Genomic DNA, 26,271 nt, shown 5'->3' with positions numbered 1-26,271 from the left:
GGATTGGCAAACACTAAATTATTTTATACTATGAGCAGAATACGTATTGGATCGGGTGTAGATTTTCATCAACTGGTTGAAGGCCGCGAATTTTGGCTGGGAGGCGTGCTGGTACAGCATCACAAGGGCGCGCTGGGCCACAGCGATGCGGATGTTTTACTGCATGCCATCTGCGATGCCATGCTGGGCGCACTGGCCCTGGGCGATATCGGCACTCATTTCCCGGATACGGACAATGCCTATAAAAATATTGACAGCAAAATATTGCTCGCCCGCTGCACGCAGCTGATAGGCGAGAAAGGATACCACGTAGTGAATGTAGACAGTACCCTCTGCCTGCAGGCGCCTAAAATAAAACCGTATGTACCCGAGATGCAGGCTGTCATTGCCGACCGGCTGCGGATCAGTGCGGAAGACGTATCCATAAAGGCCACCACTACCGAAAAACTTGGGTTTGTAGGCCGCGAAGAAGGCGTAGTGGCCTATGCCACTGTATTGCTGGAAAAGTCAAACCTGTGATCATTTTAATCCTGTAATCGTCACTATAATCAAATATCTTTGCAGAATGGCTGAAATAATTGTGAAAATCATTAATAAGTCGGCAAACGAATTGCCAGCTTATGCAACGGCAGATGCAGCAGGAATGGACCTGAGAGCCAACCTGGAAACAGCGCTCACCCTCCAGTCGCTGGAAAGAACTTTGGTGCCCACTGGCCTTTTTATAGAGCTCCCATCGGGCTATGAGGCGCAGATCCGCCCCAGAAGCGGCCTCGCCATCAAACAGGGCCTCACCTTGCTCAATACGCCTGGCACGATAGATGCGGACTACAGAGGAGAGATCAAAATTATTATGATCAATTTATCTAACGAACCGCAAACAATACAACCTGGCGACCGCATCGCACAAATGATCGTAGCTCCCTTTGTTCAGGTGGCTTTACAACCAGTGGAAATACTCACCTCCACTGATCGTGGCGCCGGAGGTTTCGGTCATACCGGTAAATCCTGATAAATGCGTGTACACTTCACCGTTATAGGACTATTCGGGATAATACTGATGGCCGCTTGCACCAGCACCCGGCGTACTACCGCCCAAAGCCGCAACACCATTAAGGATCCTGCACTGCTCGAGCAGCGGGCAGACAGCCTTTTCTTTGCGGCACAGCGATCTAAAATGCTGGGCGACTACCGCACCGCGCTCACACAGTATTCCGATTACCTGCGGCTGAATAAAAAGAATCCGGTCATCTATTACGAAATGGCCCGTCTCTTCCTGGAGATACAGAACGGCCCATATGCACTTAGCTGTGCCCGCCGTGCCGCCTCCATGGACACTTCCAACCATTGGTACCAGATCACCCTGGCAGATGCCTACACGGCCAATCAACAGTTCGACAGCGCCGCTATCGTATACACCCGCCTCGCAGCAAGGTATCCTGATAATGATGATTATCTCTTCAACAAAGGCATCTTGCTCTCCAAGGCCGATGAACCGGAGGAAGCGCTCGAAGCCTTCAATGAACTGGAAAAAAAGACCGGCACCGTAGAAGAGCTCACCTACCAGAAACAAAAAGTATTGCTCAAAATGAGCAAGGTAGATGAGGCCGCCGCCGAAATACAGAAACTGATCAATACTAACCCGCAGGAAATACGCTACTATTACCTGCTGGCGGAATTATATGATGCCAATGATCATCTCCCGGATGCCGTTCGTGTGTACAACGAAATTTTGTCGCGCGATCCCGGCAACCCGCGCGCATTGATCGCATTGGCATCCTACGCGAAAAAGAATAACGACCTCCCCACTTACTGGGGCTATCTTACCAAAGCCTTTGCCAATCCTACTTACAGCATCGATGAGAAAGTAGCGTACGTATATCCTTACCTGCAAATGATGCAGCTTGATACTGCCAAACTACAGGAAGGGTTGATGCTCACGAAGCTCATCATCAAAGCGCATCCGAAAGATGCCAAAGCATATGCGTTGCAAGGCGACCTGTATTCGCAGGGCGATTTGCTTGACAGCGCGCAAAGCAGCTACCAGCAAGCCTTGCAGCTGGATTCTTCCCGCTTCTCCGTATGGTATCAACTGATGTGGATCTACTCCCGCGAAGAAAATACCAAAGCATTGCTGGCGCTCAGTGATACCGTTACGCAACGTTTCCCGAAAGAGTTCATGGGCTACTATTTCAAAGGCGTAGCAAGTTTCCTGCTGCAACAATTTCCGGATGCGATCAATACGCTGAATAAAGCGCTGGAAATAGGCAATGGCGAGAAGAAGTTCATTGCGGATATTTATTCTTTACTGGGAGATGCGTACCACGCAACGGGCCAGCACCCGCAGTCAGACAGCAGTTATGAACGCGCGCTGATCCTGCGCCCGAAAGATGCCGTGGTGCTCAACAACTACAGTTATTACCTGTCGCTGCGCGGTGAAAACCTCGACAGGGCAGCTGAAATGTCAAAACGATCACTGGAGCTGGAGCCTGAAAGTCCGACCTACATGGACACCTACGCCTGGATACTCTTCCGGCAGGAAAAATACAGCGAAGCAAAAGTGTGGATCGAGAAAGCACTGCAATACCCGGAAGCCCAGAACAATCCGAATCTGCTGGAGCACTACGGAGATATTCTCTTCAACCTGAAAGATGTGACAAAGGCAGTCGAATACTGGCAAAAGGCCAAAGACAAAGGAGCATCCTCTGTGGACCTGGCCAGGAAGATTGCAGAAAAAAGATACATTCAATGAGATTAATGTTAATACTGGGGCTGATAGGCCTGGCAGCCGTTTCCTGCCGTCATCCCAAACAACTGGCACGCACTACATTTCCTGCTGCTGATACCAACAAGGTAGCAGCACATAAAGACAGCTCTTCTTCGGAAGAACTGTCTAAATTCACCAGCCAGATGCTGCAAGGCATTCAGGGCAATCACATCAACTTCAACACTTTTTCCGGCCGTGCAAAATTTGCATTCGAGAACGAACAGGACAGCCGCAATGGCCTCACCCTGAGCATCCGCATGCAGAAAGACAGCGTGATCTGGATCTCTATCAGCGCGCCAATCATTGATGAAGTGATACGCGCCACCATCACACCCGACAGCCTCAAGATGTATAACCGGTTGAAGAAACAGCTCATGCTCCGCAAGCTGTCGGACGCCGCAGCACAACTGAATATTCCTTTTGATTTCAAAACCTTGCAAGACCTGCTGATCGGTAACCCGGTGTACCTCGGCGATTCTATCTTCCAGGTCGTGAAAACCCCGTCTATCGTATCTTTCAGCTGTGATCATCCACAGTTTATCAGTCTGTTCAATGTATTTGCAGATGATTATGTATTGCAGCAGAGCAAGGTGATGGATAAAGAAGATAATGGCAGCAAACGTTCCTGCGAAATGACCTATGGCGACTATGCCACTGTAGCAGGCCACAAATTCCCGACCACCAGGCGCATCTATGTGGAAGAAAAAAATGTAACGAAAGTAGCATTGGACTTCACCCGCTATGATTTTGATACACCGCTGAGTTTCCCGTTCAATATGCCTTCCGGCTATAAACGCATCTAAGCGTGTATTAAACTAATAAACGTTGTATATTTATCGTTTATATACCTGATATTTAATTCGCAGTTACTAAAATAGTCATGTTGTATTTGAAGAAGATTATCCCGTTAATGTTGATTGTATGGTTGATGCCGACCGTGTTGCTTGCCCAGAGCGGGCAACAGCAATCGCAATCCCGGGAAGAGCTGGAGCGCAGGAAAAAGGAACTGCAGCGCGAGATCGATGAAGCAAACGAACAGCTGAAAGAAACGAAAAAATCTACCCGCGAAAGCCTGGGCCAGCTGCGTGCCTTACGCGACAAGATCACCCTGCGTAGCCGACTGATCAACAACATCAACGAAGAGATCAACTTCATCAACGGCGATATCAACACAGCCTACCGCGATGTGAAAACATTGCAGAAAGACCTCGACACCCTCAAAGCACAATACGCACAGTTAGTTGTTTACGCTTACAAGAACCGCTCTGCGTATGATATGATGAACTTCGTGTTCTCTGCGCAAAGTTTCAACGATGCCGTAAAACGCTTTCAATACCTGAAACAATACCGCGAATACCGCCGCCGTCAGGCCGATAACATCCTGAGCACGCAGGAGCAGCTGAATAAAAAGATACAGAGCCTCGAGAACCAGCGCGTGAAACGCTCGGATGCACTCAAAACAGAGCAGGACCAACGCGCCACCCTCGAAGCAGACAAGAAAGAAAAAGACGAAGTACTCTCCAAACTGAAAGGCCGCGAGAAAGAGCTGGTGGCCGATATCAACCAGCGTAATAAAGACGCGCAGAAAGTGCAGGCCGCCATCCGTGCAGTAATCCGTCGTGAGATCGAAGAGGCCCGCCGCAAAGCTATGGAAGAAGAAGCTGCCCGCCGTAAAGCCGCAGAAGAAAAACGCAGGCGTGAAGAAGAAGCCCGCAAAGCCGCGCTGGCAGCCGCCGCCGCCGAAAGAGCCAAAGCCGCTGCCGCTAATAATAACAACGCAAGCAATAACCCGGCGCCGGAAAAGCCGGTGGATAAACCAGTTGAAAAACCAGTAGAGAAACCTGCCGAAAAACCAGCACCGGCCCGCAGCGAAAACGTACTGGAAGCTACGCCCGAAGCCCTGGCCCTGTCAGAGAGCTTTGAAGCCAACCGCGGAAAACTGCCCTGGCCCGTAGATGCCGGTAACATCATCGAACATTTTGGTATACACCAGCATGCGGTGATGGAACATATCCAGGTGCCTTCCGATGGTATCGTGATCGCCACCACCAAAGGCGGCCCCGTAAAATCTATTTTCGATGGGGAAGTGAAATCTGTAGTGGTAATGCCCGGATCAGGATATGTGATCATCATCCGTCACGGACAATACTTTACCACTTATGTACGTTTGCAAACTACACGCGTGAAAAAAGGAGACAATGTGAGAACAGGCCAGGTGATAGGCACTGCGAGCGTAAACGAAATTGAAAATACCGGCGAAGTAGAGTTGCAGATCTGGAAAGGTGTTACCAAACAGAATCCTGAGCAATGGATTCGCCACCGATAGCTTACTAACCTAAAGCATTGATCGTTTGAGAAAGTTGATCCCTCTGTTGATGGCCTTGTGGCTGTTGCCCGCCCTGCTGTATGCACAAAAGAGCGGCAGACAGTCGCGCGCTGCACTGGAACAGCGTAAACAGCAGCTGCAGAAAGAAATTGAAGAAGCCACCCGCACCTTGCAGGAAACGAAGAAGTCGACCCGCCAGAATATAGGCTTACAGCGTCAGCTGGAAAGCAAGATCGCCACCCGCAATGAACAGATCAATACCATCAACGCAGAGCTCAGCGAGATAGAAGGCGATATCAGCAACACTAACGATAACGTACAAACGCTGGAGAAGACGGTAGACTCTCTGCGGGCGCGTTATGCCCAGCTGGTGGTATACACCTATAAATCCAGGACCTCCTTCGATGTGCTCAACTTCTTGTTTACCGCCAATAACTTCAACGATGCCCTGCGCCGCTTTCAATACCTGCGGCAATACCGGGAGAACAGGCGCCGCCAGGCAGAAAACCTGCTCTCTACCAAAGAGCTGCTGGGACAGAAGCTCGCCGCCCTCGAACAGCAGCGCGCCCGGAAAGCCGGCGTACTGCATAATGAGCAGCAACAGAAAATAGCGCTGCTGGCCGATAAAAAAGAAACCGATCAAACGATTAAAGAATTGCAGGGAAAAGAAAAAGAACTGCAACAGAATATTGCGCAGCGCAAGGCAGAAGCCCGCCAGGTAGATAATGCGATACAGGAGGCTATCCGCCGGGAGATAGAAGCTGCGCGCAGGAAAGCGGCCGCCGAAGCGCTGGCCCGCAAACGTGCGCTCGCCGCCAGAAAGAAGAAAGAAAGAGAGGAGAAGATGAGAAAAGCGGAAGCCGCCCGCAAAGCCGCACTGGCAGCGGCGAAGAAGGCCGGCAAAAAAGCGAAGCCTGTTCCGCCGCCCGTGAAAGAAAAAGAAGAGCCGGAAGATGATGAGGATGATACGCCGGTAGCAAGCAATACATCCAGCGAAGATGTGCTGGCGGCCAGCCCGGAAGCGCTGTCGCTCTCACGTAATTTTGAAGCTAACCGCGGCAGGCTGCCATGGCCCGTGGATGCAGGCCGGGTAAGCGCGCATTTCGGTACCGGCATGATCGGTAAAGTGGAAGTGGACCATAATGGCGTGATCTTCGCCACACCGCGCGGAGCCGCCGTGAAAGCCATTTTCGACGGAGAAGTGATCATGGTGTTCATGATCCAGGGCGCCGGATATATGGTGACCCTTCGCCACGGAAAATATTTTACCAACTATGTACGCTTGCTGGACCTGCGCGTCAAGAAAGGCATGAACGTGAAACGCGGACAGGTATTAGGTTCTGCTGCGCCAGCCACCGGTGGCGGCAATGGTGAGATCGAATTACAGATCTACCGTAATATGACGAAGCAGAACCCGGAAAGATGGATACGCAGCCGTTAAAGCAATTGTGCCTGACGGCTGGTTTGCAACACCTGCTCATATAAAGCCTCGTATTGCGGAATAATATTGTCGATATGGAAGCGCTGCGCCTGTTCCCATGCGCCTTTGCGCACTTTCTTCAGCAGGGCTTCGTCTTGCAACAGGTTGATCGCATATTTTGCCATCGTGTCTACATCTCCCACATCCGCCATATAACCGGTAACACCGGGAATATTGATCTCCGGTAAGCCGCCTGCATTGGACGACAGTACCGGTACTTCTGACGCCATTGCTTCCAGGGCGGCCAAACCAAAGCTCTCGTATTCAGAAGGCAGGATGAAGAGATCGCTGATCGACATCACATCTTCCAGCTGTTCCTGTTTACCTACAAAGCGGATATCATCGCATAAATTCATCTCCCTGCACATGCATTCAATCGTGGGCCTGTCGGGGCCATCGCCCACCAGCAGCAGTTTTGCAGGTATTTCCTTGCGCACTTTAGCGAAAATTTTCACCACGTCGGGCACACGTTTCACTTTACGGAAGTTGGACACGTGCAGTAATATTTTCTCTCCGTTAGGTGCGATCGCCTGGCGGAAATGCGGCATCTCGCGGCGTGCGAAACGTTGTGTATCCACGAAGTTGTAGATCACAGAGATATCTTTTTCGATCTGGAAAGATTTATACGTTTCGTCGCGGAGGTTTTCTGATACCGCAGTAATGGCGTCGGACTCGTTGATGGAGAAGGTTACCACCGGTGCATAGGTCTTGTCTTTTCCTACCAGCGTAATGTCGGTACCATGCAGCGTGGTGATGAAAGGAATGTTCTTACCTTGTTTGGCCACGATCTGTTTGGCCATGTACGCCGTAGAGGCGTGCGGGATGGCATAGTGCACGTGTAACAGATCCAGCTTCTGGTTGAGGATCACATCCACCATGGTGCTGCTGAGAGCCGACTCATAAGGAGGAAAATCAAAAAGGGGATAAGTGGGCACCTGTACTTCGTGGTAATATATGTTGGCGTGAAACGCGTTCAATCTTACAGGTTGCTGATACGTAATAAAGTGGACCATATGGCCTTTGTCGGCCAGCGCTTTTCCCAGCTCTGTGGCCAGAACGCCGCTACCACCATACGTCGGATAACATACTATTCCTATGCGCATGATTTATTTTTTATTCTGAATGGAAAGCCTTGCCAGTAAAAAAAGCAATATCAGGATTGTTTAGTGCCAATAGCTTGATTACTTTGCGTCAACGAAGGTAACTACGAATTTTCAAATAGAAGCTGGCTCATAAGCCATTTTATTGTTATTTGTACTTGCCCGGTCAATTAATTAGCTTTAACCAAAATCTACTGCTAGATGAAAAAAAGCCTTTTGCCAATTCTGCTCACCTGCGCTATCCCCGCGCTGGCAGTGGCACAGCACCAAGATTCCCTTACATTGCGACATTTAGCCGACGAAGTGTTGACAAACAGTACGGCCTACGAAAACCTTAGAACGCTAACCAAGAAGATAGGCGGCCGGTTGGCGGGTTCTCCGCAGATGCCTAAAGCCGAACAATGGGGCGTGGCCGCCCTCAAGGCTGCCGGCGCCGATACGGTATACCTGCAGGAATGTATGGTGCCGCATTGGGTGCGTGGCGCCAAAGAGGAAGCCCGCATCATCTCCAAACGGCGCGATTTCATTCCGCCGCTGAATGTACTGGCGCTGGGCAATTCCGTTGGCAGCGGCGCTGCAGGCGTTACTGCCCCGGTGATAGAAGTGGCCTCATTCGAGGATCTGGAAGCGAAGAAAGACCAGGTAAAAGGGAAGATCGTTTTCTATAACTATCATTTCAATCCCACTTTCGTAAAAACCTTCCATGCTTACCGTGATGCGGTAGCTTATCGTGGAGGCGGGGCCAGTCGTGCCGCCAAATACGGCGCCCTGGCGGTGATCGTGAGGTCGATGTCGCATGGCGCTAACAATTTCCCGCATACCGGCGCGATGCAATACGATCCTGCCTATCCGAAAATTCCGGCAGTAGCCATCGGCCTCGAAGATGCGGACCGCCTGAGCGCCCGCCTCAAAAATGATCCGGACGCCAAAGTATTCCTGCGTACCAATTGCCAGATGCTGGCCGATACCATCGGGCATAATGTGATCGGTGAATTGCGTGGCAGCAAGCACCCGGATCAGTATATTACCGTAGGCGGTCACCTTGATTCATGGGATGTGGCAGAAGGCGCACAGGATGATGGCGCCGGCTGTGTGCAATCCATCGAAGTGCTGCGCGCTTTCAAAGCTGCCGGTATACATCCGCAACGCACGCTCCGCGTAGTATTGTTTGCCAACGAAGAAAATGGTACCCGCGGCGCACGTAAATATGCTGAATTAGCAAAAGCTCGCAATGAAAAGCATATTTTTGCGCTGGAAAGTGATGGCGGCGGTTTCACCCCGAGAGGTTTCAGTTCCGAAATGCCCGCAGATAAAAAAGCCCTGTTCGTAAGCTGGAGGCCCCTCTTCGAACCTTATGGCATATACGATTTTGAAGAAGAAGGCGGCGGAACGGACGTAGGCCAGCTGCATGCAGCATTGGGCACGCCGATGGCTGAACTTTCTCCCGACTCGCAACGTTATTTTGATATTCATCACGCTGCCAACGACGTTTTCGAAGGAGTGAATAAACGTGAACTGGAACTGGGCGCCTTCGGTATGGCCGCATTGTTGTACATGGTGGATCTCAATTTCTGATCATCAACCTAAAAACTATAAACCAGCAAATTACATGGGCCGATTTGTTTTTATCGTCGTATCGATCATCGTACTGATATTAGGCGGCATTTTCTTCTATAAATACTATTTCGTATTTGGTAAGGGAGTAAAAGCAGGAGAGCTGAATTATTTTGTACAGAAAGGATACGTGTTCAAAACCTATGAAGGTAAATTGATCCAGTCAGGCTACAAAGGCCAGGTGACGGGATCTATTCAATCCAATGAATTTCAGTTCTCGGTAGCCGATGAACGTATCGCCAATCAGCTCATGACTGCCAGCGGCAAATGGGTGGAACTGCATTACAAAGAATACCTCGGCGCACTGCCCTGGCGTGGCTACAGCCCGTTTATAGTGGATAGCGTGATATCCGTTACAGAACCTGCCGGACGATCTGTTCCATACTAAATAACTTAACAAAAATGGCCCCTCAGGGGCCATTTTTATTTTAAACAGACAGTAAAAAGATCGCCGGCCGCTTATGCAACTCCGGCAAGGCTTTCCGCCATTCCTTCACTGTTTTTGTTTTGATAAATTCTGTGGGTGCGGTGATATCTGCGGCTATACAGATCTTCGTATAGTCTTTACAGTTATCGAGGATATCTTTCAGCAGCTGGTTATTGCGGTAGGGTGTTTCGATGAACAGCTGTGTTTGTTTTTTGCGTTCTGATTGCAGTTCCAGGTCTTTAATGGCTTTGACCCTTTCATGAGGCTTCACCGGAAGATAGCCCACGAACTGAAAATTTTGGCCATTCATGCCGGAGGCCATCAGGGCCAGCAGCATGGAATTGGGGCCAACCATCGGCACTACCGCTGCGTCGATGCTGTGGGCTACCTGCACAATGAGATGGCCAGGATCAGCGATGGCAGGGCATCCGGCCTCGCTGAGCACACCGATATCGGTGCCCGCCAGCAGTAATTTTTTAGCAAGCGCAGTATCCGGCGGCTGGTTTTCATGCATGGGCAACAGCTGTAAAGCATCGATATTGATATTCCTGTCGAGCGCTTTCAGGTAGCGGCGCGCGGTGCGTTCATTCTCTACATAAAAAACGGTCAGCCGTTGTACAACAGCGGTAATATAGGCGGGAATGCTGAAGAGGGCATCTGCGCTCAACACAGTAGGAACCAGGTACACTTTGCCAGGAGCATTCATCACATCAGTCTTTTACGTTGTAAATCAATAGTGGCGGCGATTACCGCATAGGAGGGCGCCAACATCCAGCCTACCACGGGGATCAGCATGAACAGATAGAACACCATGCCATTGCCCAGCGCCATGCCGCGATGCTGCCGGATGAATTGTATGCTTTGCGACATGCTCATACGATGCCGCTCGCAGCTGTAATCCATCATAGAGAAACCATAGAAATAAGATTCTATGAAGAAGCCCACCATCGGCGTAAGCCATCCTACCACAGGTACAAATGACACTACGAGCAATATCAGGATCGCGGCCGTTTGATAAATGATATTGCGGCACGACATCTTAATACCTCTCAAAGCATCGTTCCAGAGCTGTTTCCAGCTGAAAGGAAAATCGCGGTATTCGAGTATCGCCTCTGTTTTTTCAGACAGATAGGAGAATACAGGCGATGCCAGGATGAGAAATAAATATTTGAAATAGGAGAAATACCAGAATACAAAGATGATACGGACAGAAAACGCCACGAGGATAAACAGGAAACTTATCCAGCTGCTTTCCAGGTCCTGCACCCATTCCGTGATGTGCAGCAAATGAGAGAGGTATTCCACGAATTGCCCGGAATATCCCCACACAAAATAAAACCCGGCAAAGAACAGCAGGCAGTAAATGATCCCCGGTATCAAAATCCACTTCCACAATTTGTGCTGCATGATAAACTGGTGTGCTTTTCCGTATGACTGGATAGCCGACAGCACTTCTCTGAATGAAAACAAGCCCGAACAGTTTTAGTGTAAACAGAATAATTTTAAGATGAACGAAAATAGTGGATTATTTGGTTATTTGATTTACGGATTTATTGATTTACGGATTTATAAATTTATAAATCCGTAAATCAATAAATCCGTAAATCAATAAATTCTCCCATCAAAAACGGGGGCACAAGGTTTTGTATTTGTTATTCTGATTGCGGGTATGGATGTAGATGACTGATAATTCAAGGCCTCCGCGGTAGTTGGAGGCGGGTTTCAGGCTGGAAACGTTGGTATCGTAGGTGAGGCCCACCTGGAATCCTTTCAGTTCCATGCCTATGTAAGGGATCACGGCGTCTTTGGCGCGGTACCAGCTGCCCACATAAAACACGGTGGGGGTGTCGTCCATATCGCTGAGGGTAAAGCCATAAGCTCCGCCAAATGTAAATTCTGTGGCAGTGCTTTGTTTCATGTACAGTATGCTGGCGTGGAAGCGGTCTTTCCCGTTCACAGGAACGGAGCCGCCGCCATGCACCGTCCAGCGGTAGCTGAGGCGGTTTTGTGTCGCGTTCATGAATGATTCGGTAGGCTGTGTGATATGATAGTAGGAGGCGCCCAGGTAAATGTTGGAGGCGTCGCCGATCAAGCCATTATAGAGGACTCCGATGTTGGGATCGAAATAGGATATCTTCGGATTCACCAGTGTTTCGTTACTCGGGATAGAAGGATTGTAGCCGTTGTTATCGATCTGGTTTTCAAAACGGAGTTTGTCGTTATCTATTCTCTTCTGCACCAGTGTTCCCTGTAGCCCGATGGCGAGTGTATGATTGCCTTCCGGGTCCAGGCCTTTGTGGTAAGCGGTGCTGAATGAAAGGTAGCTGGAGGTGAGTGCGCCGCCACCGGTTCTGTCATACATTGCTTCAATGCCCACACCCCAGATGTCTGTATAGGAAATCACATTCTTCAAAATGCCGAAATCGATCGCGGCGGTTCCAGTTACAAAAGGAGTGGAAATGCTGCGCCACTGGGAGCGATAGTTGCCGGACAAGCGATAGTCGCCTGAGAATAAACCTGTAAAGGCCGGGTTAAGGGTCAGTGGTGAGGCAAAGAATTGTGAGAAATGCGGGTCTTGCGCCCGCAAGTTATTCACGCAAAAGAATATGGTCAGGAATAGTAAAGCTCTTTTCATAATGTAAAGCTTAAAGCATAGGGTTTATGCAGTACCGGTGAAGGTACGGCATTTTAAGTTATATTTCAAATAAAATGCATGTATAAAAAGAATTATTTAACAAAAAGAAAAAAGGAACCCTAATGAAGATAAGCATTTATGGATTTTCGAATCTATCGATTCGCTCCCTCAAATCCGAAAATCCATAAATCTATAAATTCTTACATCCAACAATTATTGTTGCAGTTTATTGCCGAAGGCGAGATCGCCTGCATCGCCGAGGCCTGGTACAATATAGCCTTTGGCAGTGAGCTCGTCGTCGATATCTCCGGCCCAGATCGTGAGATTGGCCTTGGTATTGCGCAGCACATATTCGATGCCCACGGTGCAGGCGATCGCCACTACAAGATGGATATGTACCGGCTTTCCGATCTCTTCGAGATGCTCGATAGTTTTCACCAAAGACGCGCCGGTGGCCAGCATGGGGTCGGAGAGGATCAGCACCTGCCCTTCAATGGAAGGACTGCTCACATATTCCAGACTAATATCAAAAGAACCATCATGATTATGTTTGCGGTAGGCCGAAATGAACGCATGGTCTGCCTTGTCGAAATAATGAAGCAATCCCTGATGCAGCGCCAGCCCGGCACGCAGGATAGTAGCCAATACGGGCTGTGATTTCAGCACACGGCAGTTGGCAATCCCCATAGGAGTGGTCACTTCTTTTTCAACATATTCCAGCGTTTTGCTGATCTCATATGCGGCTACTTCGCCCAACCTTTCCATGTTGCGGCGGAAGCGCATACGATCTTGCTGCACTTCAATATTCCTGATCTCGCTAAGCCATTCTCCTACCAGCGAATTAGTTTCACTTAAATTGATAATCATGAGCTTTCCTCTTTGAGCCGGCAAATTACCGAAAATAGTTGATGCTTACTTATCGAGGAGCTTCGCTTTTTTTACCAGCTGAATAAATTCAGCGCGATAACCTTCAGGATCATCGCCTTTGGCGCTGGTGGCCCATGTCAGCACCTGGTCGTAGGTAGCGGTGCCCTTGAAAGCGGAATTGCGCAGCAGTTGCCCGAAAGCCGCCACAGCGGCCGCCATACGGAAATCGCTGTTGCTGCTTTCGATCTTGTTGTCGTTGTATCGCAACACTTCTTCTACCAGCGCGCTGGTGTTGCTGTCGGGCTGTTTGTAACGCATCTTCACGGTCAGCACTTCCGAACCGCTGCCAATAATTTTAGGTTGCTGGTATTTGAGCGGGTCTACCCAATTTACTTTTTCGCCTTTGGCGCCGGTAGGAATGATTTCATAGAGAGCGGTAACGGTGTGGCCCATGCCCATATCGCCGGCATCTTTTTTATCGTTGTTGAAATCTTCATTTTGCATCACACGGTTTTCGTAGCCTACTAACCGGTACGCCTGTACGAATCGTGGATTGAACTCCACCTGCAGCTTCACATCTTTGGCGATGGTGAACAGGGTACCGCCAAACTCCGTAACGAAGGTGCGGCGGGCCTCTTCAAAGTTATCGATGTAGGCATAGTTGCCATTGCCTTTGTCGGCGATGGTTTCCATCGTAACATCTTTAAGGTTGCCCATGCCGAAGCCCAGCACCGACAGGTAGATGCCTTTATCACGTTTACTTTCTATCAATCTTTCCAGTTCGCCTGCCGAAGAAGGGCCTACGTTGAAATCCCCGTCGGTAGCCAGTATCACGCGGTTGTTGCCCTTCTTGAGAAAGTGCTTGGCGGCGATATTATACGCCAGGGTGATGCCTTCGCCACCGGCGGTGGAACCGCCGGGTTGCAAGTCTTCCAGCGCTTTGATGATATCCGCTTTGCGGTCGCCGGAAGTGGAAGGCAGCACCTCGCCGGCAGCGCCGGCGTATACCACGATGGCTACACGATCCTGTGGGCGTAGCTGCTGCACCAAGGCCTTGAAGGCCTTTTTTACCAGGGGCAGCTTGTTGGGCTCATTCATCGAGCCGGAAACATCTATCAGAAAAACCAGGTTGGAAGGCGGTAAGTCTTTGGTGTCAATGGTTTTGGCCTGCAAGGCAATGCGCACCAGCTGATGACGGGTATTCCAGGGACAGACGGCCATATCCGAATAGATAGCCACCGGGTCTTTGCCCTGCGGCGCTTTATAATGGTAATCGAAATAATTGATCATCTCTTCCACCCGCACCGCGTCCGGAACGGGCATGCTGCCGTTATTGAGAAAGCGGCGCACATTGCTGTACGAAGCACGGTCTACATCGGAGCTGAATGTGCTGAGGGGCTGGTCGCTTACATTGTGGAAAACGTTTTCATGAATGGCAGCATAAGACTCGGTAAAATCATCGTTACCACGGAAGTATATTTTCGCCGGAGAAGGCACTATGCTCATGGCTTTGACGTTATAATTGCCGCGGGCCACCACTACTTCACTTAATGCCCTGGTATCGGCTTGCAGGAAAATATCTTTGGAAGTAGTTTGTTCACTTACTTTTACCACCGCACGCTGATAACCCAGGTAGATGGCCTCCAACGTTACGCTGCCAGCCACTTTCAGGCTATAGTGGCCATTTTTATCGGTGCTGGCCATGATATCGGTATTGACTACACGCACCAATACGCCCGCCAGGGCGTCGTGGGTTTGGGCATCTTTTACGTAGCCGGAAAGCAGCCGGGATTGGGCATCTGCCCGCAGTGTCATCAGGCAGGAGAGGAATAATAAAGAGAGATATCTGCGCATAAGGAAAGATTTTCTGCCGGCATGATGCCGGAGATGAACAGTATTCCATAAAGCCGCAGATAAATTTTCTCTTTGCTTACCTTTGCCCAAATTTTATCTGATGGTATACAATGTGATTGGCACTATGTCGGGCAGCTCTCTTGATGGACTGGACCTGGTTTTCGCAGAACTGACCGAAGTACGGGGACAATGGACCTATGCTATCAAAGCATCCGAAAGCCTGCCATATGAGCCGGAATGGGTGAACAAACTGACCAATGCTACTTCCCTGCCTGCCCGCGATTACCTGCTGCTGCACAGTGAATACGGTCATTATACCGGCCATCGCATCCTGAAATTTATCGAGACGCATCAGCTGGATCATAAAGTACATTTCATCGCTTCTCACGGACACACTACTTTTCACCTTCCTGCGGGCAAGATGACCGCCCAGCTGGGTGATGGCGCCGCTATTGCCGCTGTAACAGGCCTCCCCGTTATCAGCGATCTTCGCGCGATGGATGTGGCACTCGGCGGACAAGGCGCTCCCATCGTACCTGTCGGCGAAAAATATCTATTCCCCGGATATCAATACTGGTTGAACCTTGGCGGCATCGCCAACATATCAGCAGCGCTGCCTGATGGCTTTACGGCTTTCGATATATGCCCCTGTAACCGTGTGCTCAATGCGCTCGCGGCCGTGCTGGGCCGCCCTTATGACGATGGCGGCCAACTGGCGCAAGGCGGCGTAAAAGATGCCGCACTCCTGCAACAGCTCAATGCCTTGCCCTACTACAGCGAGCCATGGCCTAAATCGCTGGCCAATGATTTCGGCACCGGCACCGTGCTGCCTATGATCACCGCGCTGTCCATATCGGTGCAGGGCAAGCTCCGTACTTATACAGATCATATTGCGGTGCAGGTGGCGAAAGCCGCTGCTGCATTGCAACGTCAGCTGCCGGCGGTAGAAGGGGGAGCGAAGATGCTGATCACCGGCGGCGGCGCTTTCAATACTTTTATGGTCAATAGTATTGCAGAACAACTGGCGCCATTGGGCATCAGCGTTACGGTGCCGGATGCCACCACCGTGAGCTTCAAAGAAGCACTGGTGATGGCGCTTATCGGTGCGCTTCGCTGGCGGCAGGAAAATAATGTGCTGTCGTCTGTAACAGGCGCCAGCCGCGATAGTATCGGTGGCGCCCTGTGGGTTAGTCAATAGTCGTAAAAGAAAAATTGTCTCCGTCAAACAAGCCGAGATCACTGAGTTTGAGGTGAGGGATCACGAGGAGGGCCATGAATGATAAGGTCATGAAAGGCGATGCCAGCGTGGATCCCAGGGCTTTGGCGGCTTTGTCGAGCGCGCTGTATTGCGCTGCAATCGTATAGCCGTCGAGGTTACTCATCAGGCCGGCCACCGGCAGCGGCAATACTTCTACGCCCGCTTTGCCGGCTACGCTGATGCCGCCCTGGGCAGCAATAACGGCGTTCACGGCGGCGCATATCTGCTCATCATCTGTTCCTACTGCAATAATGTTATGGCTGTCGTGCGCTACGGACGAGGCGATGGCGCCTTGTTTCAGGCCGAAACCATGTATAAATGCCATAGCGGGCGCAGACGGGCGGTAGCGGTTCACCACCGTGAGTTTCAGTACATCCTGCATGGTATCGCCTTGCAGGGCGCCATTTTCCACGGGCAGCAGGGCTTCCTGTTTCAGTGTGATCAGCTGGCCATCCAGGGCGCCGATCACTTTCACTTTTATACGGTCGCTACCGTCAACGGATATACGAAAATCTGCGGGTTGTTTGGTTTCGCATACAAAATTATTGACAGGAGCGCAGGGAGCGGAAGGGATCAGCGTGCGGCCCTTCTCTGCTACTTTTTGCCCCTCGATGTAAGTGGCGAGCACATTAAAATCCTGTGTGTTATCGATCACGATGAAATCGGCAGGATCGTTTTCGCGCAGGAGGCCGTTATGCAGCTTGTAATGCAGTACCGGGTTCACGCAGGCGGCGCGCAACACTTTGAACAGGTCGATACCCTTTGCCAGCGCGCGTTTTACGAGTTGGTTGATATGTCCTTCCTCGAGGTTGTCGGGATGTTTATCGTCGCTGCAGAACATGATCTTTTCCGGGTGATCATGGAGCAATGGTATCAGTGCTTCAAAGTTTTTGGCGGCGCTGCCTTCGCGGATGAGTATATGCATGCCGTAGGACAGCTTCTCCTGTGCTTCTTCCAGTGTAAAACATTCGTGGTCGGTGCTGATGCCGGCAGCGATATAGCGGCGGGCATCATCGCCGCGGAGGCTCGGTGCGTGGCCGTCAACAGGCTTGTTCACGGCTTTGGCCGCCGCGATCTTGGCCATGACGTCGGGGTCCTGGTGCAGTACACCGGGGAAATTCATCATCTCCGTCAGGTAACCGATATCATCCCGTTGCAGCAAATGTTTGATATCGTTTACGGTAACGGTGGCGCCGGCCGTTTCAAAAACAGTGGCCGGCACGCAGGAGGGCGCGCCAAAGCTGAATTTGAAAGGGACCTGTTTGCCATTATTGAGCATATATTCCACACCTTTCACCCCCATCACATTGGCAATTTCATGCGGGTCGCTCACGGTGGCGATGGTGCCATGCACCACGGCGAGGCGCGCAAATTCAGAGGGGATGAGCATAGAGCTCTCCACATGTACATGCGCGTCCGTAAAGCCCGGCAGGATGTAGCCTGCCGCCGTGGTATCATTATTGCGTACTATCCGCCGGATACGTCCATCAACGATGTGCAGCGTGGCGGGATAGATCTCCTGTTGCAGGACATCTATCAGATTACCGGATATCTGGAATGTATTCATCTGGCAAAACTAAATAATTGGCGAGATGGAGCGTGGAGTTGTTTTTATATTATCTTTATTCGATAAAATTTTTTTATGAGATATTTCAAGATCTTAACCCTGATTACCAGCTTGCTGTTTCTGAACAGCCACGTTTCTTTCGGTCAATCACTGGAAGAAATATTAAAGAAACATTTCACTGCTATGGGCGGTGTAGATAAGATAAAAGGCGTGAAAACGCAATACCTCGAAGGACAGGTATCTACGCAGGGTCAGGAAATGCCTTTCAAAAGATGGGTAGAGCACAACAAAGCCATGCGCATGGAGTTTGACGTGATGGGCACACAGAATATCCAGGTAGTAAGAGGCGATTCCGGCTGGATGCAGATGCCGGTAATGGGTCAAACCTCTCCACAGGATATGGACGCCAATACGCTGAAAGTAATGAAAGGCCAGCTGGATATCTCCGGCAGCGAATTATATGATTATGCCGCCAAAGGCAAGAAAGTAGCGCTGATGGGTAAAGATACCGTAAACGGCAAGCCTGCTTTTAAACTGAAAGTGACCAACAAAGAAGGTAAAGATGGCTATGCCTATATCGATGCAGGGTCTTACTACATTGTGAAAACTACCAATACCCTGAACGTACAGGGAAAAGATATGGAGCTGGTAACAGAACTGTCTGACTACAAGAAAAACGCGGAAGGTTACGTATATCCCGGCACTACCTCACAAGGCCCGATGGGCGTGATTGTTACGGTACAGCGCCTGGATGTGAACAAGCCGGTAGCTGATACTTTGTTCAACAAGCCGCAACAATAATAATCATTGCATAAAAAAGGCCCTGCTGCATTTCGCAGCAGGGCCTTTTTTTATGCAATGATTATTTAGAGGCGCTGATCTGTCCGCGTATTTCGCCGCCCGGATTGGCGGCGGTGTGAATATTTACATAATATTTATTGGCGATAAGATCGGTGCCCTGCGCCTGTGTGAGCACGGTGGCGGTAACGGTGACAGAGCCGGAAGCCGCTGCCGCGAAGCCAGTGATGGGCACTTCCACGCCAGCATTACTGCCGGCCGCGGCAGGGCCGTGGATATGCATGGCGGTAGGAGGGCCGGTGAGGCCATTCCAGCTGAGGGTGAAAGTGATCTTATAGCTTGCTGGGTCATAGGAGCCGGAGAAGGTACCGGTGGCGGAACTGGTAGTGGGTGGTACTTCCTGTGCGCCATTCAGCGAGGCGCTCAGGTTGTAGGTAGATGGCGACGGGCTGCCGCCGCCATAGTCGTTGCTCTTGCTGCAGGCAGAGAACAGCATGCCTGTTGCCAGCAGCCACGCTGCGGCGTGGCGCCTGAACTGCCTGTGGATGGATATGGACTGCATAACAGTTGTTTTTTAACTGTTACGTTGGCGGCGGCGAAACGGTTGCCTCTACTTGTACAGGGCCATCATATTTTTGGCTTCTTCGGCCATTTTGCCGGCCAGGTGTGCAGGCTCCAGGACTTTCACGTTGGCGCCATAGCTGAGGAGCGTCATCGTGAGTTCAGGGTTGATCACCACGTTGAGGGATATACGGCATTCCTTGTCAGTGTCTTTCACTACGCGCTGCGAAGCGTGTATGGGCTGGGATTTGATATATTTACCCTGCCGGGGAGTGAAGGACAGCAGCACGTTTTCCGGCTCTCCGTCATGCACCGTAATACCGATCGCATGCTGAAAATAGCTGGCGTCGTCGAAATTTTTCTCATCAAAATGTTTCATGGTAGGCCATAGTTTCACTACACGGTCGAGGGCGAAGGTGAGCACTGCGCCACCGCGTGTTCGCTGGCTTTTGCCGATGAGGTAGAAGCGGTGCTGGTATTCACGCAGATGGTAGGGTTCTACCCAATGCTCCTTGGGCTCGTCGCGATCGAAGCTCTGGTAGGCGATGCGGATCACTTCCAGGTTTTTGATGGCGTCCACTATTTCGGGGATATGTTCGGCGCCCTTGTATTGCGTGGTGCGCGTGAATTTGATCAGGCCCCGGTGTTGCAGCGCTTCGCGATTCATCTTCAGGCTGGCTGCGATCTTGAGGATAGCATCCTCAAACTGTTGCACCACCGGCAGACTGCGGAATTGCTCCAATATGCCGATGGCGATTTCCAACCCTTGCAGGTCGGCTTCTTCAATAGGGATATTGCTGATGGAGAAGTTCTCATCGGAATAGCGGTAGGTACCGCTGCTGCGGTCGTATACGATGGGGGCCAGGTAGTTCAGTTCAGGGTCCTGGCGCATATCCTGAATATCTTTCTGGATGGTACGGGTGGAAACAGCAGTATCCATTTTGTCGGAAACATACTCGATCAGGGCTTCCAGTGTAGGTTTTGGCAGGCGCTTGTTGCGCAGCCTTTCATCGATCCAGCGGTATCGCGATACCGCATCCTTATTCTTTGGCACAAACAAAAATTTAGGAAATAAAAATAAGTAAAGTTTTTTCACTACGCAGATCGAATGCGCGTTGCCATGATATTTTTGTATCGTTAATAAAACATGATGGCGATGAAAACAGCACATACATCCGCAGTACAAGCACAGCAACCGGTTCTGATCGGGCACCTCCTGCAACATGTGAACTGGCTTGCATTGGAAGAGAAAGAGACACCTGCAAAAGTGATCCCTATGCCAGCGGCGCCACCCGCGCCGGTTACGCCTACGTTGCCGCCTGCGGCCGCGAAGAATGCCCATCATAGCACCCATCGTAAAGATGTGAACAAAAAGATCCGGCAATGTGTGAAATCGTTGGGCCACTACTACGACCTATACCTCGGATACCTTGAGCTGGAACTGGAGGATGCAGCCGCCCGGCAGGAAGCAGACCTGGCTGATGATACCAAATTCAGCCTGGCCTACTATGCCTGGCAGCTGCAGCAGTCCGCCTGATATAACAATATTTTCCTAACCATATTTTTATCCGTTTGAATTAACCCTGTTTTTTGTCCGGTTTGTTACCCGATCTGTTTGTTAGCCCCAATCCCATTTTAGCCGAGTCCCCTTATAAAAAATCTGGAAAAAAAACGAAAAAATTCCTTTAAAGTCTATAACTTTTGTAGGAAAATGCTATTTTTGAACAAGTAAATCGAGAAACTATGAGTTTAAGACTAGGCGACGCAGCTCCGGACTTTAAGGCCAAAACAACTTTAGGAGAAATAAGTTTTTACGATTACCTCGGTGATAGCTGGGGCGTATTATTCTCGCATCCCGCAGATTTCACACCTGTTTGTACCACCGAGCTGGGTAAAACCGCGCTTTTAAAGGAAGAATTTGCAAAACGTAACGTTAAAGTGCTGGCGCTCAGCGTAGACCCGCTGGACAAACACCTTAGCTGGATAGGAGATATCAACGAAACACAACATTGTGACGTAACTTTTCCTATTATTGCAGATGAAGATAAAACGGTGGCCAACCTCTATGGCATGATCCACCCTAACGCTTCTGAAACATTCACAGTAAGGTCCCTGTTTGTAATAGGCCCCGACAAGAAAGTAAAACTGACGATCACCTACCCGGCTTCTACCGGCAGAAACTTCCACGAAGTACTGCGTGTGATCGACTCCCTCCAGCTCACCGCGAAGTATAGCGTTGCTACACCCGCCGACTGGAAAGACGGTGAAGATGTTATCGTAACGGCTGCAGTAGCCACCGCCGACATCCCGGAACGTTTTCCGAAAGGTCATAAGATCATCAAACCTTATCTGAGAACAACACCGCAACCCAACAAATAAAATATCCGGAAGCTGCCGCTACCACCAGGCCGCAGCCCCTAGCGATAAAGATTTTTTAATGGTTGGTTTTTGATTTTTACGAAACGGGGATTTTTCCCCGTTTTTTTATTGCCCATAAATAACAAGAGGCGCGTTTCGCGCCTCTTGTTATTTATGAATTGTTTTCCTTAGCTGATTGAGCAAGGCGCTCATATCTTTCGGCAGCGGCGCCTCTATCGTATATTCTTTACCGTTAGGGTCCCTGAATTGCAGCATGAAAGCATGCAAGGCCAGCCTGTTGAGCAACGGCCGCTCTTCTTCCGTATGCTTCCCCAGCTTGAATTTCTTCTTGATACTGGAAAGCCGCACCGGCTCTGCACTGCCATACAATTCATCTACCGCAATAGGATGCCCCAGGTGTTTCATATGTACCCTGATCTGATGCGTGCGGCCCGTATGTATCTGCATCTTCACCAGGCTGTAAAGCCCGAACTCTTCCAACACTTCATAGTCAGTGAGCGAGGCTTTACCCTTGCGGTTCGTCACCATCTTGCCTTTCTGCACCGGGTGCTCCATAATACCCTCCGCCACACTGCCTTTCTTCTCCTGCAACTGGCCATTCACAATGCCCAGGTAAAATTTCTTTACATCTCTGCTTTCAAAAAGCTGGGAAAAATATTTATGCGCCGCCTCGTTACGGGCGAAGAGGATAATGCCGCTGGTATCACGGTCCAGACGATGAACAGTGAAAATCTCGCCATACGCCTTCTTCATGATGGCGATGAGCGAAGCCAGTTCGTTATCATGACGGTCGGGAAGGGTAAGCATCCCCGATGGTTTGTTGACCACCACAAAATCGGGTGTTTCAAGTATAATATGATCTTCTAATCGCATCAAATGTCCGGCTCTTATTTAAAATGTTTCAGGAGGATCACTTCTTTGTCGGTCAGGAAGCGCCATTGGCCGCGGTTGAGGGTTTTTTTGGTCAGGCCGGCATACATCACGCGGTCCAGCTTTTCCACATTGTATTCCATGTGCTCAAAGATGCGGCGTACAATGCGGTTTTTGCCGCTATGGATTTCGATGCCTACCTGCTTTTTATCCCTGGGATCTACATAACCGAGAGCGTCTACATGCGCCACGCCATCTTCCAATGTTACGCCGGCAAGGATCTTTTCTGCGTCGTTCTTGGTGAGTGGTTTGTCCAGCTCCACCTGGTAGATCTTTTTGATATTGTGTTTGGGATGCGCCAGTTTCTGCGCCAGCTCGCCATCGTTGGTGAGGAGCAGCAGACCGGAGGTGTTGCGGTCCAGGCGGCCCACAGGATATACACGCTCATTTTCCACGGCGTCTTCAATCAGGTCCATCACGGTTTTGCGGCCTTCGGGATCATCGGTGGTAGTGATATACCCTTTCGGTTTGTTGAGCAGGATGTACACGAGGTTCTTTTGCAGCGTGATCTTTTTATCCTGCAGGGTAACCGTGTCGGCAGCGGTTACTTTGGTGGCCGGCTCTGTGACGGTTTTACCGTTTACGGTCACTTTACCTTCTTTAATATAGTCCACCGCTTTCCTGCGCGAGCAAAGGCCGCAATGGGCGATATATTTATTGAGCGGCATTTCACCAGGCCCGAAGGTGCTTTCTTTAGGAGCTTTGGGCTCGGATGACTTTTTCGTGTATTCGTGATCGTTAGTATCTTTCTTTTTAACAGGCATTCTCTTTCTTTCGTGTTTGTCGGCGAAGCGCTCGTTTACACGATCGAAGAATTTTTTGCGGTTAAAGCCACTGGGTGTTTCGCGGTGTTCACGGTTGCCAGTGGTTTTACGGGAGAAATCACCATGGAAGGAGCTGTTATCGCCTTCTTTTCTATCAGAGAATTTCTTACGCACGGGGGCATCGTCGCCATTGCGGCCGGTGCTGAAGCCGCGTTTGCGGGCAGGCTGTTCGTCTTTGGCCGGTTTGTCGAAGCTGCGTTTGCGGAGTGATGGTGTATCATCGCCGTTATGCTGATCTTTTGCAGATGCTCTTCCAGGCCTTTCGCCATCAGAGGAAGGGCGGTTGCGGTGGCCTGCTGGCTTATCGGTTTTGCCCGGTTTATTTTCTTTGAAAGGGGCAAACCCTTTTTTAGCAGGTATTCTTTTCTTCATAAACTATTATTGAATGATGACCATGAGATGGTCTGTGTATTTGCAATATTTGATGATCAACCTTTATTGGCCAGCTGTCCGCAGGCGGCGTCTATGTCTTTCCCGCGGCTCCGGCGTAAACGTGCATTCACGCGGTTTTTGCCGAGGTATTCCATGAATGATTCTGCGGTTTGCGCATCAGGCTTCATGAAGCGGGCATTGTCGATCGGGTTGTATTCAATGATATTCACCAGGTCGGCAGGTACCTGACGATAGATCTTGATCAGCTCATCAGCATCTGTTTTCGAATCATTGAAATTATCAAAGAGGATATACTCGAACGAAATTTCGTTGCCGGTTGCTTTGTAGAAGTAGTTCAATGCATCTATCAGTTCCTTCAGGCTGTTGGAATCGTTGATAGGCATGATCTGGCTGCGTTTGGTATCGTTAGCGGCGTGTAAAGACAGCGCCAGGTTGAATTTCACCTGATCATCTCCAAGCTGGCGGATCATTTTGGCCACGCCGGCGGTAGATACGGTAATGCGCTTGGGCGACATGCCCAGTCCATCGGGTGCAGTAATACGTTCGATGGAATGCAGCACATTTTTATAATTCAGCAAAGGCTCGCCCATACCCATAAATACGATATTGCTGAGCTTTTTGCCATAATGTTCAAGGGATTGCTGGTTGATGAGCGCTACCTCATCAAATATCTCGTCGAAATCAAGATTACGCTTACGGTCCATATAGCCGGTTGCGCAAAATTTGCAACTGAGGCTGCACCCTACCTGCGAGGATACGCAGGCGGTTTGACGGGAGTCTGTCGGTATCAGCACGCCCTCCACCAGGTGGCTGTCGTGCAGGCGGAAACGGCTCTTGATAGTGCCATCAGTACTGTGCTGGGTGGCGTCCACCTTTACGACTGGCAGGCTGAAATTCTCTTCCAGCTTGTGCCGCAGCTCTTTGGAGAGGTTGGTCATAGCCTCAAAGCTGCTAGCATGGCGTAACCATAACCATTCGTACACCTGTTTTGCACGGAAGGCCTTTTCTCCGATAGACCCGAAATATTCTTGTAATGATGGCAAAGTTAAATGCCGGATGTTCTTTTTGTCAGACTTCATTATTGACCGTTAAATAAGCAATTGGCTGCCCTTACGGCAGTCGGTAAGCAGCGGCAAAGATACAGAAAATCAATGACAATGCCCGTGCTCCGCTAACTATTAGCCTTTAAGGCGCTATATAGGCGATTAAAAGTTAATTATTGGCGGAGTTGCCGGAAATGGTTTATTTGCAGGTTAATCATTTATCGACCATCAAACAAAACTGGAAATCAACATGCAAGTTGCATATATCGCTGATGCTGTCAGAACCCCTATCGGCCGCTATGGTGGCGCACTGAGCACAATCCGCCCGGATGATATGCTCGCGCATCTCATCAAGGCTTTGCTCAGCAGGAACAATTCCCTCGACCCTGCGCTGATCGAAGATGTGATCGCCGGGGCTGCCAACCAGGCCGGTGAAGACAATCGCGATGTGGCCCGTATGGCGGCCCTGCTGGCGGGCCTGCCCGTAACTGTGGCCGGCAATACCGTGAACCGCCTCTGCGCCTCCGGCCTGCAAGCCATCATGGACGCCGCCCGCGCCGTCATGTGCGGCGAAGGCGACGTATATATCGCCGGCGGCGTGGAAAGCATGACCAGGGCGCCTTTCGTGATGCCCAAAGCCGACGGCCCCTTCAGCCGCAAAACAGAGATATTTGACACCACCATCGGGTGGCGCTTTACCAATAAGAAACTGGCCGATATGTACCATCCCTATTCCATGGGCGAAACGGCGGAAAACGTAGCCCGTCAGTGGCAGATCAGCCGGGAAGATCAGGATCGCTTTGCCCTCCGTAGCCAGCAAAACTATAAACAGGCATTGCTGGCCGGCAAATGGAATGATGAGATCATCCCTGTGGAGATCACACCCAATAAGGAAGAGCAGGTAGTGTTCTCCAAAGATGAACCACCGCGCGATACATCGCTGGAAAAGCTCGCCGGCCTGAAACCTGCATTCATGAAGGATGGCAGCGTTACCGCCGGTAACTCTTCCGGTATCAACGACGGCTCGGCTGCGGTGCTGGTGGTATCTGAAAAGGCGCTGAAACAGTTCAATTTAAAGCCGTTGGCAATGATCAGAAGCATGGCGGTGGCCGGCGTGGATCCTTCGATCATGGGCATCGGACCGGTACCAGCCTCGCAGAAAGCCTTGCGCCGCGCAGGTTTGCAGGTATCCCAACTCGACCTCGTAGAGCTGAACGAAGCCTTCGCGTCACAGTCGCTCGCCTGCACGCGCGACCTCGGCCTCAATCCAGACATCATCAATGTGAATGGTGGCGCCATCGCTATCGGGCACCCGCTCGGATGCAGCGGCGCGCGTATCACCGCCACTTTGCTGCATGAGCTGAAACGCAGGCCCGGCGCCAGATACGGCCTCGCCACCATGTGCGTGGGCGTAGGGCAGGGCGCTGCCATTATTTTCGAGAAACCCTAAG

At 50.5% G+C, this 26,271-nt stretch carries 25 protein-coding genes; 13 read left to right on the top strand and 12 right to left on the bottom strand.

The features are described 5' to 3' along the window. Nucleotides 1-30 precede the first annotated feature (30 nt). The 6 genes from ispF to FPG75_RS24910 all read left to right on the top strand — a co-directional run bounded on the left by ispF (nt 31) and on the right by FPG75_RS24910 (nt 6,531). Nucleotides 31-519 carry a 2-C-methyl-D-erythritol 2,4-cyclodiphosphate synthase gene (gene ispF, locus FPG75_RS24935; protein WP_143310761.1) on the top strand — a complete coding sequence of 163 codons (489 nt, stop codon included), beginning with the start codon at nt 31-33 and terminating at the stop codon, nt 517-519. Nucleotides 520-565: 46 nt separating this feature from the next. Beyond that, nucleotides 566-1,009 carry a dUTP diphosphatase gene (dut, locus tag FPG75_RS24930; protein ID WP_143310760.1) on the top strand — a complete coding sequence of 148 codons (444 nt, stop codon included), beginning with the start codon at nt 566-568 and terminating at the stop codon, nt 1,007-1,009. Nucleotides 1,010-1,012: 3 nt separating this feature from the next. Beyond that, nucleotides 1,013-2,749, top strand: coding sequence for a tetratricopeptide repeat protein (locus FPG75_RS24925; protein WP_143310759.1), 1,737 nt, complete (start codon nt 1,013-1,015; stop codon nt 2,747-2,749). After that, on the top strand, nt 2,746-3,567 hold the full coding sequence (locus FPG75_RS24920; RefSeq protein WP_143310758.1) for a DUF4292 domain-containing protein: 822 nt from the start codon (nt 2,746-2,748) through the stop codon (nt 3,565-3,567). Before FPG75_RS24925 ends, FPG75_RS24920 begins: the two co-directional genes overlap by 4 nt. An 86-nt stretch (nt 3,568-3,653) precedes the next feature. After that, nucleotides 3,654-5,090, top strand: a complete 1,437-nt coding sequence (locus tag FPG75_RS24915) for a murein hydrolase activator EnvC family protein (protein WP_161596917.1) — start codon at nt 3,654-3,656, stop codon at nt 5,088-5,090. 25 nt (nt 5,091-5,115) lie between these two features. After that, nucleotides 5,116-6,531, top strand: coding sequence for a murein hydrolase activator EnvC family protein (locus tag FPG75_RS24910; protein ID WP_143310756.1), 1,416 nt, complete (start codon nt 5,116-5,118; stop codon nt 6,529-6,531). Here FPG75_RS24910 and bshA read toward each other — a convergent pair. Beyond that, complete coding sequence (gene bshA, locus FPG75_RS24905) at nt 6,528-7,673, bottom strand: N-acetyl-alpha-D-glucosaminyl L-malate synthase BshA (RefSeq protein ID WP_143310755.1); 1,146 nt, start codon at nt 7,671-7,673, stop codon at nt 6,528-6,530. The genes FPG75_RS24910 and bshA overlap by 4 nt on opposite strands. Before the next feature lie 198 nt (nt 7,674-7,871). On the opposite strand from bshA, the gene FPG75_RS24900 reads away from it, so the two are divergent. After that, a complete protein-coding gene (locus tag FPG75_RS24900; protein ID WP_143310754.1) occupies nt 7,872-9,245 on the top strand; it encodes a M20/M25/M40 family metallo-hydrolase in 1,374 nt (457 codons plus the stop codon). A gap of 34 nt (nt 9,246-9,279) precedes the next feature. Continuing rightward, a complete protein-coding gene (locus tag FPG75_RS24895) occupies nt 9,280-9,672 on the top strand; it encodes a hypothetical protein (RefSeq protein ID WP_143310753.1) in 393 nt (130 codons plus the stop codon). Nucleotides 9,673-9,712: 40 nt separating this feature from the next. Here the strand turns inward: FPG75_RS24895 and FPG75_RS24890 are convergent, their stop codons facing one another. The 5 genes from FPG75_RS24890 to FPG75_RS24870 all read right to left on the bottom strand — a co-directional run bounded on the left by FPG75_RS24890 (nt 9,713) and on the right by FPG75_RS24870 (nt 15,067). Beyond that, entirely contained in the window at nt 9,713-10,417 is a 705-nt protein-coding gene (locus tag FPG75_RS24890; RefSeq protein WP_143310797.1) for an SAM-dependent methyltransferase, read from the bottom strand. Continuing rightward, nucleotides 10,417-11,181, bottom strand: coding sequence for an EI24 domain-containing protein (locus FPG75_RS24885; protein ID WP_143310752.1), 765 nt, complete (start codon nt 11,179-11,181; stop codon nt 10,417-10,419). The genes FPG75_RS24890 and FPG75_RS24885 overlap by 1 nt, the downstream gene beginning before the upstream one ends. A 151-nt stretch (nt 11,182-11,332) precedes the next feature. Continuing rightward, nucleotides 11,333-12,346: a PorP/SprF family type IX secretion system membrane protein gene (locus tag FPG75_RS24880; RefSeq protein WP_143310751.1), complete on the bottom strand. Its 1,014-nt coding sequence runs from the start codon at nt 12,344-12,346 to the stop codon at nt 11,333-11,335. 213 nt (nt 12,347-12,559) lie between these two features. Further along, nucleotides 12,560-13,213, bottom strand: coding sequence for a uracil phosphoribosyltransferase (gene upp / locus FPG75_RS24875; RefSeq protein ID WP_143310750.1), 654 nt, complete (start codon nt 13,211-13,213; stop codon nt 12,560-12,562). Between the two features lie 45 nt (nt 13,214-13,258). Next, complete coding sequence (locus tag FPG75_RS24870) at nt 13,259-15,067, bottom strand: YfbK domain-containing protein (RefSeq protein WP_143310749.1); 1,809 nt, start codon at nt 15,065-15,067, stop codon at nt 13,259-13,261. Between the two features lie 100 nt (nt 15,068-15,167). On the opposite strand from FPG75_RS24870, the gene FPG75_RS24865 reads away from it, so the two are divergent. Further along, a complete protein-coding gene (locus FPG75_RS24865) occupies nt 15,168-16,265 on the top strand; it encodes an anhydro-N-acetylmuramic acid kinase (protein WP_143310748.1) in 1,098 nt (365 codons plus the stop codon). On the opposite strand, the gene ade is transcribed toward FPG75_RS24865, so the two are convergent. Next, nucleotides 16,255-17,892 (bottom strand): adenine deaminase, encoded by a 1,638-nt coding sequence (gene ade, locus FPG75_RS24860; RefSeq protein ID WP_143310747.1) that lies wholly within the window; start codon nt 17,890-17,892, stop codon nt 16,255-16,257. The genes FPG75_RS24865 and ade overlap by 11 nt on opposite strands. Nucleotides 17,893-17,967: 75 nt before the next feature. Between ade and FPG75_RS24855 the strand changes: the two genes are divergently transcribed. Further along, complete coding sequence (locus FPG75_RS24855; RefSeq protein WP_143310746.1) at nt 17,968-18,693, top strand: LolA family protein; 726 nt, start codon at nt 17,968-17,970, stop codon at nt 18,691-18,693. 61 nt (nt 18,694-18,754) lie between these two features. Here the strand turns inward: FPG75_RS24855 and FPG75_RS24850 are convergent, their stop codons facing one another. Continuing rightward, on the bottom strand, nt 18,755-19,252 hold the full coding sequence (locus FPG75_RS24850) for a CHRD domain-containing protein (RefSeq protein WP_201748008.1): 498 nt from the start codon (nt 19,250-19,252) through the stop codon (nt 18,755-18,757). A gap of 48 nt (nt 19,253-19,300) precedes the next feature. After that, nucleotides 19,301-20,305 carry a helix-turn-helix transcriptional regulator gene (locus FPG75_RS24845; RefSeq protein ID WP_161596916.1) on the bottom strand — a complete coding sequence of 335 codons (1,005 nt, stop codon included), beginning with the start codon at nt 20,303-20,305 and terminating at the stop codon, nt 19,301-19,303. Nucleotides 20,306-20,407: 102 nt separating this feature from the next. Between FPG75_RS24845 and FPG75_RS26100 the strand changes: the two genes are divergently transcribed. Continuing rightward, complete coding sequence (locus tag FPG75_RS26100) at nt 20,408-20,788, top strand: hypothetical protein (protein WP_161596915.1); 381 nt, start codon at nt 20,408-20,410, stop codon at nt 20,786-20,788. A 206-nt stretch (nt 20,789-20,994) separates the two neighbouring features. Further along, complete coding sequence (locus FPG75_RS24840) at nt 20,995-21,630, top strand: peroxiredoxin (RefSeq protein WP_143310744.1); 636 nt, start codon at nt 20,995-20,997, stop codon at nt 21,628-21,630. Between the two features lie 147 nt (nt 21,631-21,777). On the opposite strand, the gene FPG75_RS24835 is transcribed toward FPG75_RS24840, so the two are convergent. The 3 genes from FPG75_RS24835 to rlmN are packed head-to-tail and all read right to left on the bottom strand — an operon-like array spanning nt 21,778 to nt 24,856. Further along, nucleotides 21,778-22,503, bottom strand: a complete 726-nt coding sequence (locus FPG75_RS24835) for an RluA family pseudouridine synthase (RefSeq protein WP_143310795.1) — start codon at nt 22,501-22,503, stop codon at nt 21,778-21,780. A 14-nt stretch (nt 22,504-22,517) separates the two neighbouring features. Then, nucleotides 22,518-23,756, bottom strand: coding sequence for a pseudouridine synthase (locus FPG75_RS24830; protein WP_236652894.1), 1,239 nt, complete (start codon nt 23,754-23,756; stop codon nt 22,518-22,520). Between the two features lie 56 nt (nt 23,757-23,812). Further along, nucleotides 23,813-24,856: a 23S rRNA (adenine(2503)-C(2))-methyltransferase RlmN gene (gene rlmN / locus FPG75_RS24825; protein ID WP_143310743.1), complete on the bottom strand. Its 1,044-nt coding sequence runs from the start codon at nt 24,854-24,856 to the stop codon at nt 23,813-23,815. Between the two features lie 214 nt (nt 24,857-25,070). On the opposite strand from rlmN, the gene FPG75_RS24820 reads away from it, so the two are divergent. Next, on the top strand, nt 25,071-26,270 hold the full coding sequence (locus FPG75_RS24820) for a thiolase family protein (RefSeq protein ID WP_143310742.1): 1,200 nt from the start codon (nt 25,071-25,073) through the stop codon (nt 26,268-26,270). Nucleotide 26,271 lies beyond the last annotated feature (1 nt).

Source organism: Chitinophaga vietnamensis, from assembly GCF_902167635.1.
GTDB lineage: Bacteria > Bacteroidota > Bacteroidia > Chitinophagales > Chitinophagaceae > Chitinophaga > Chitinophaga vietnamensis.
This window is presented reverse-complemented; position numbering and strand designations above follow the sequence as displayed.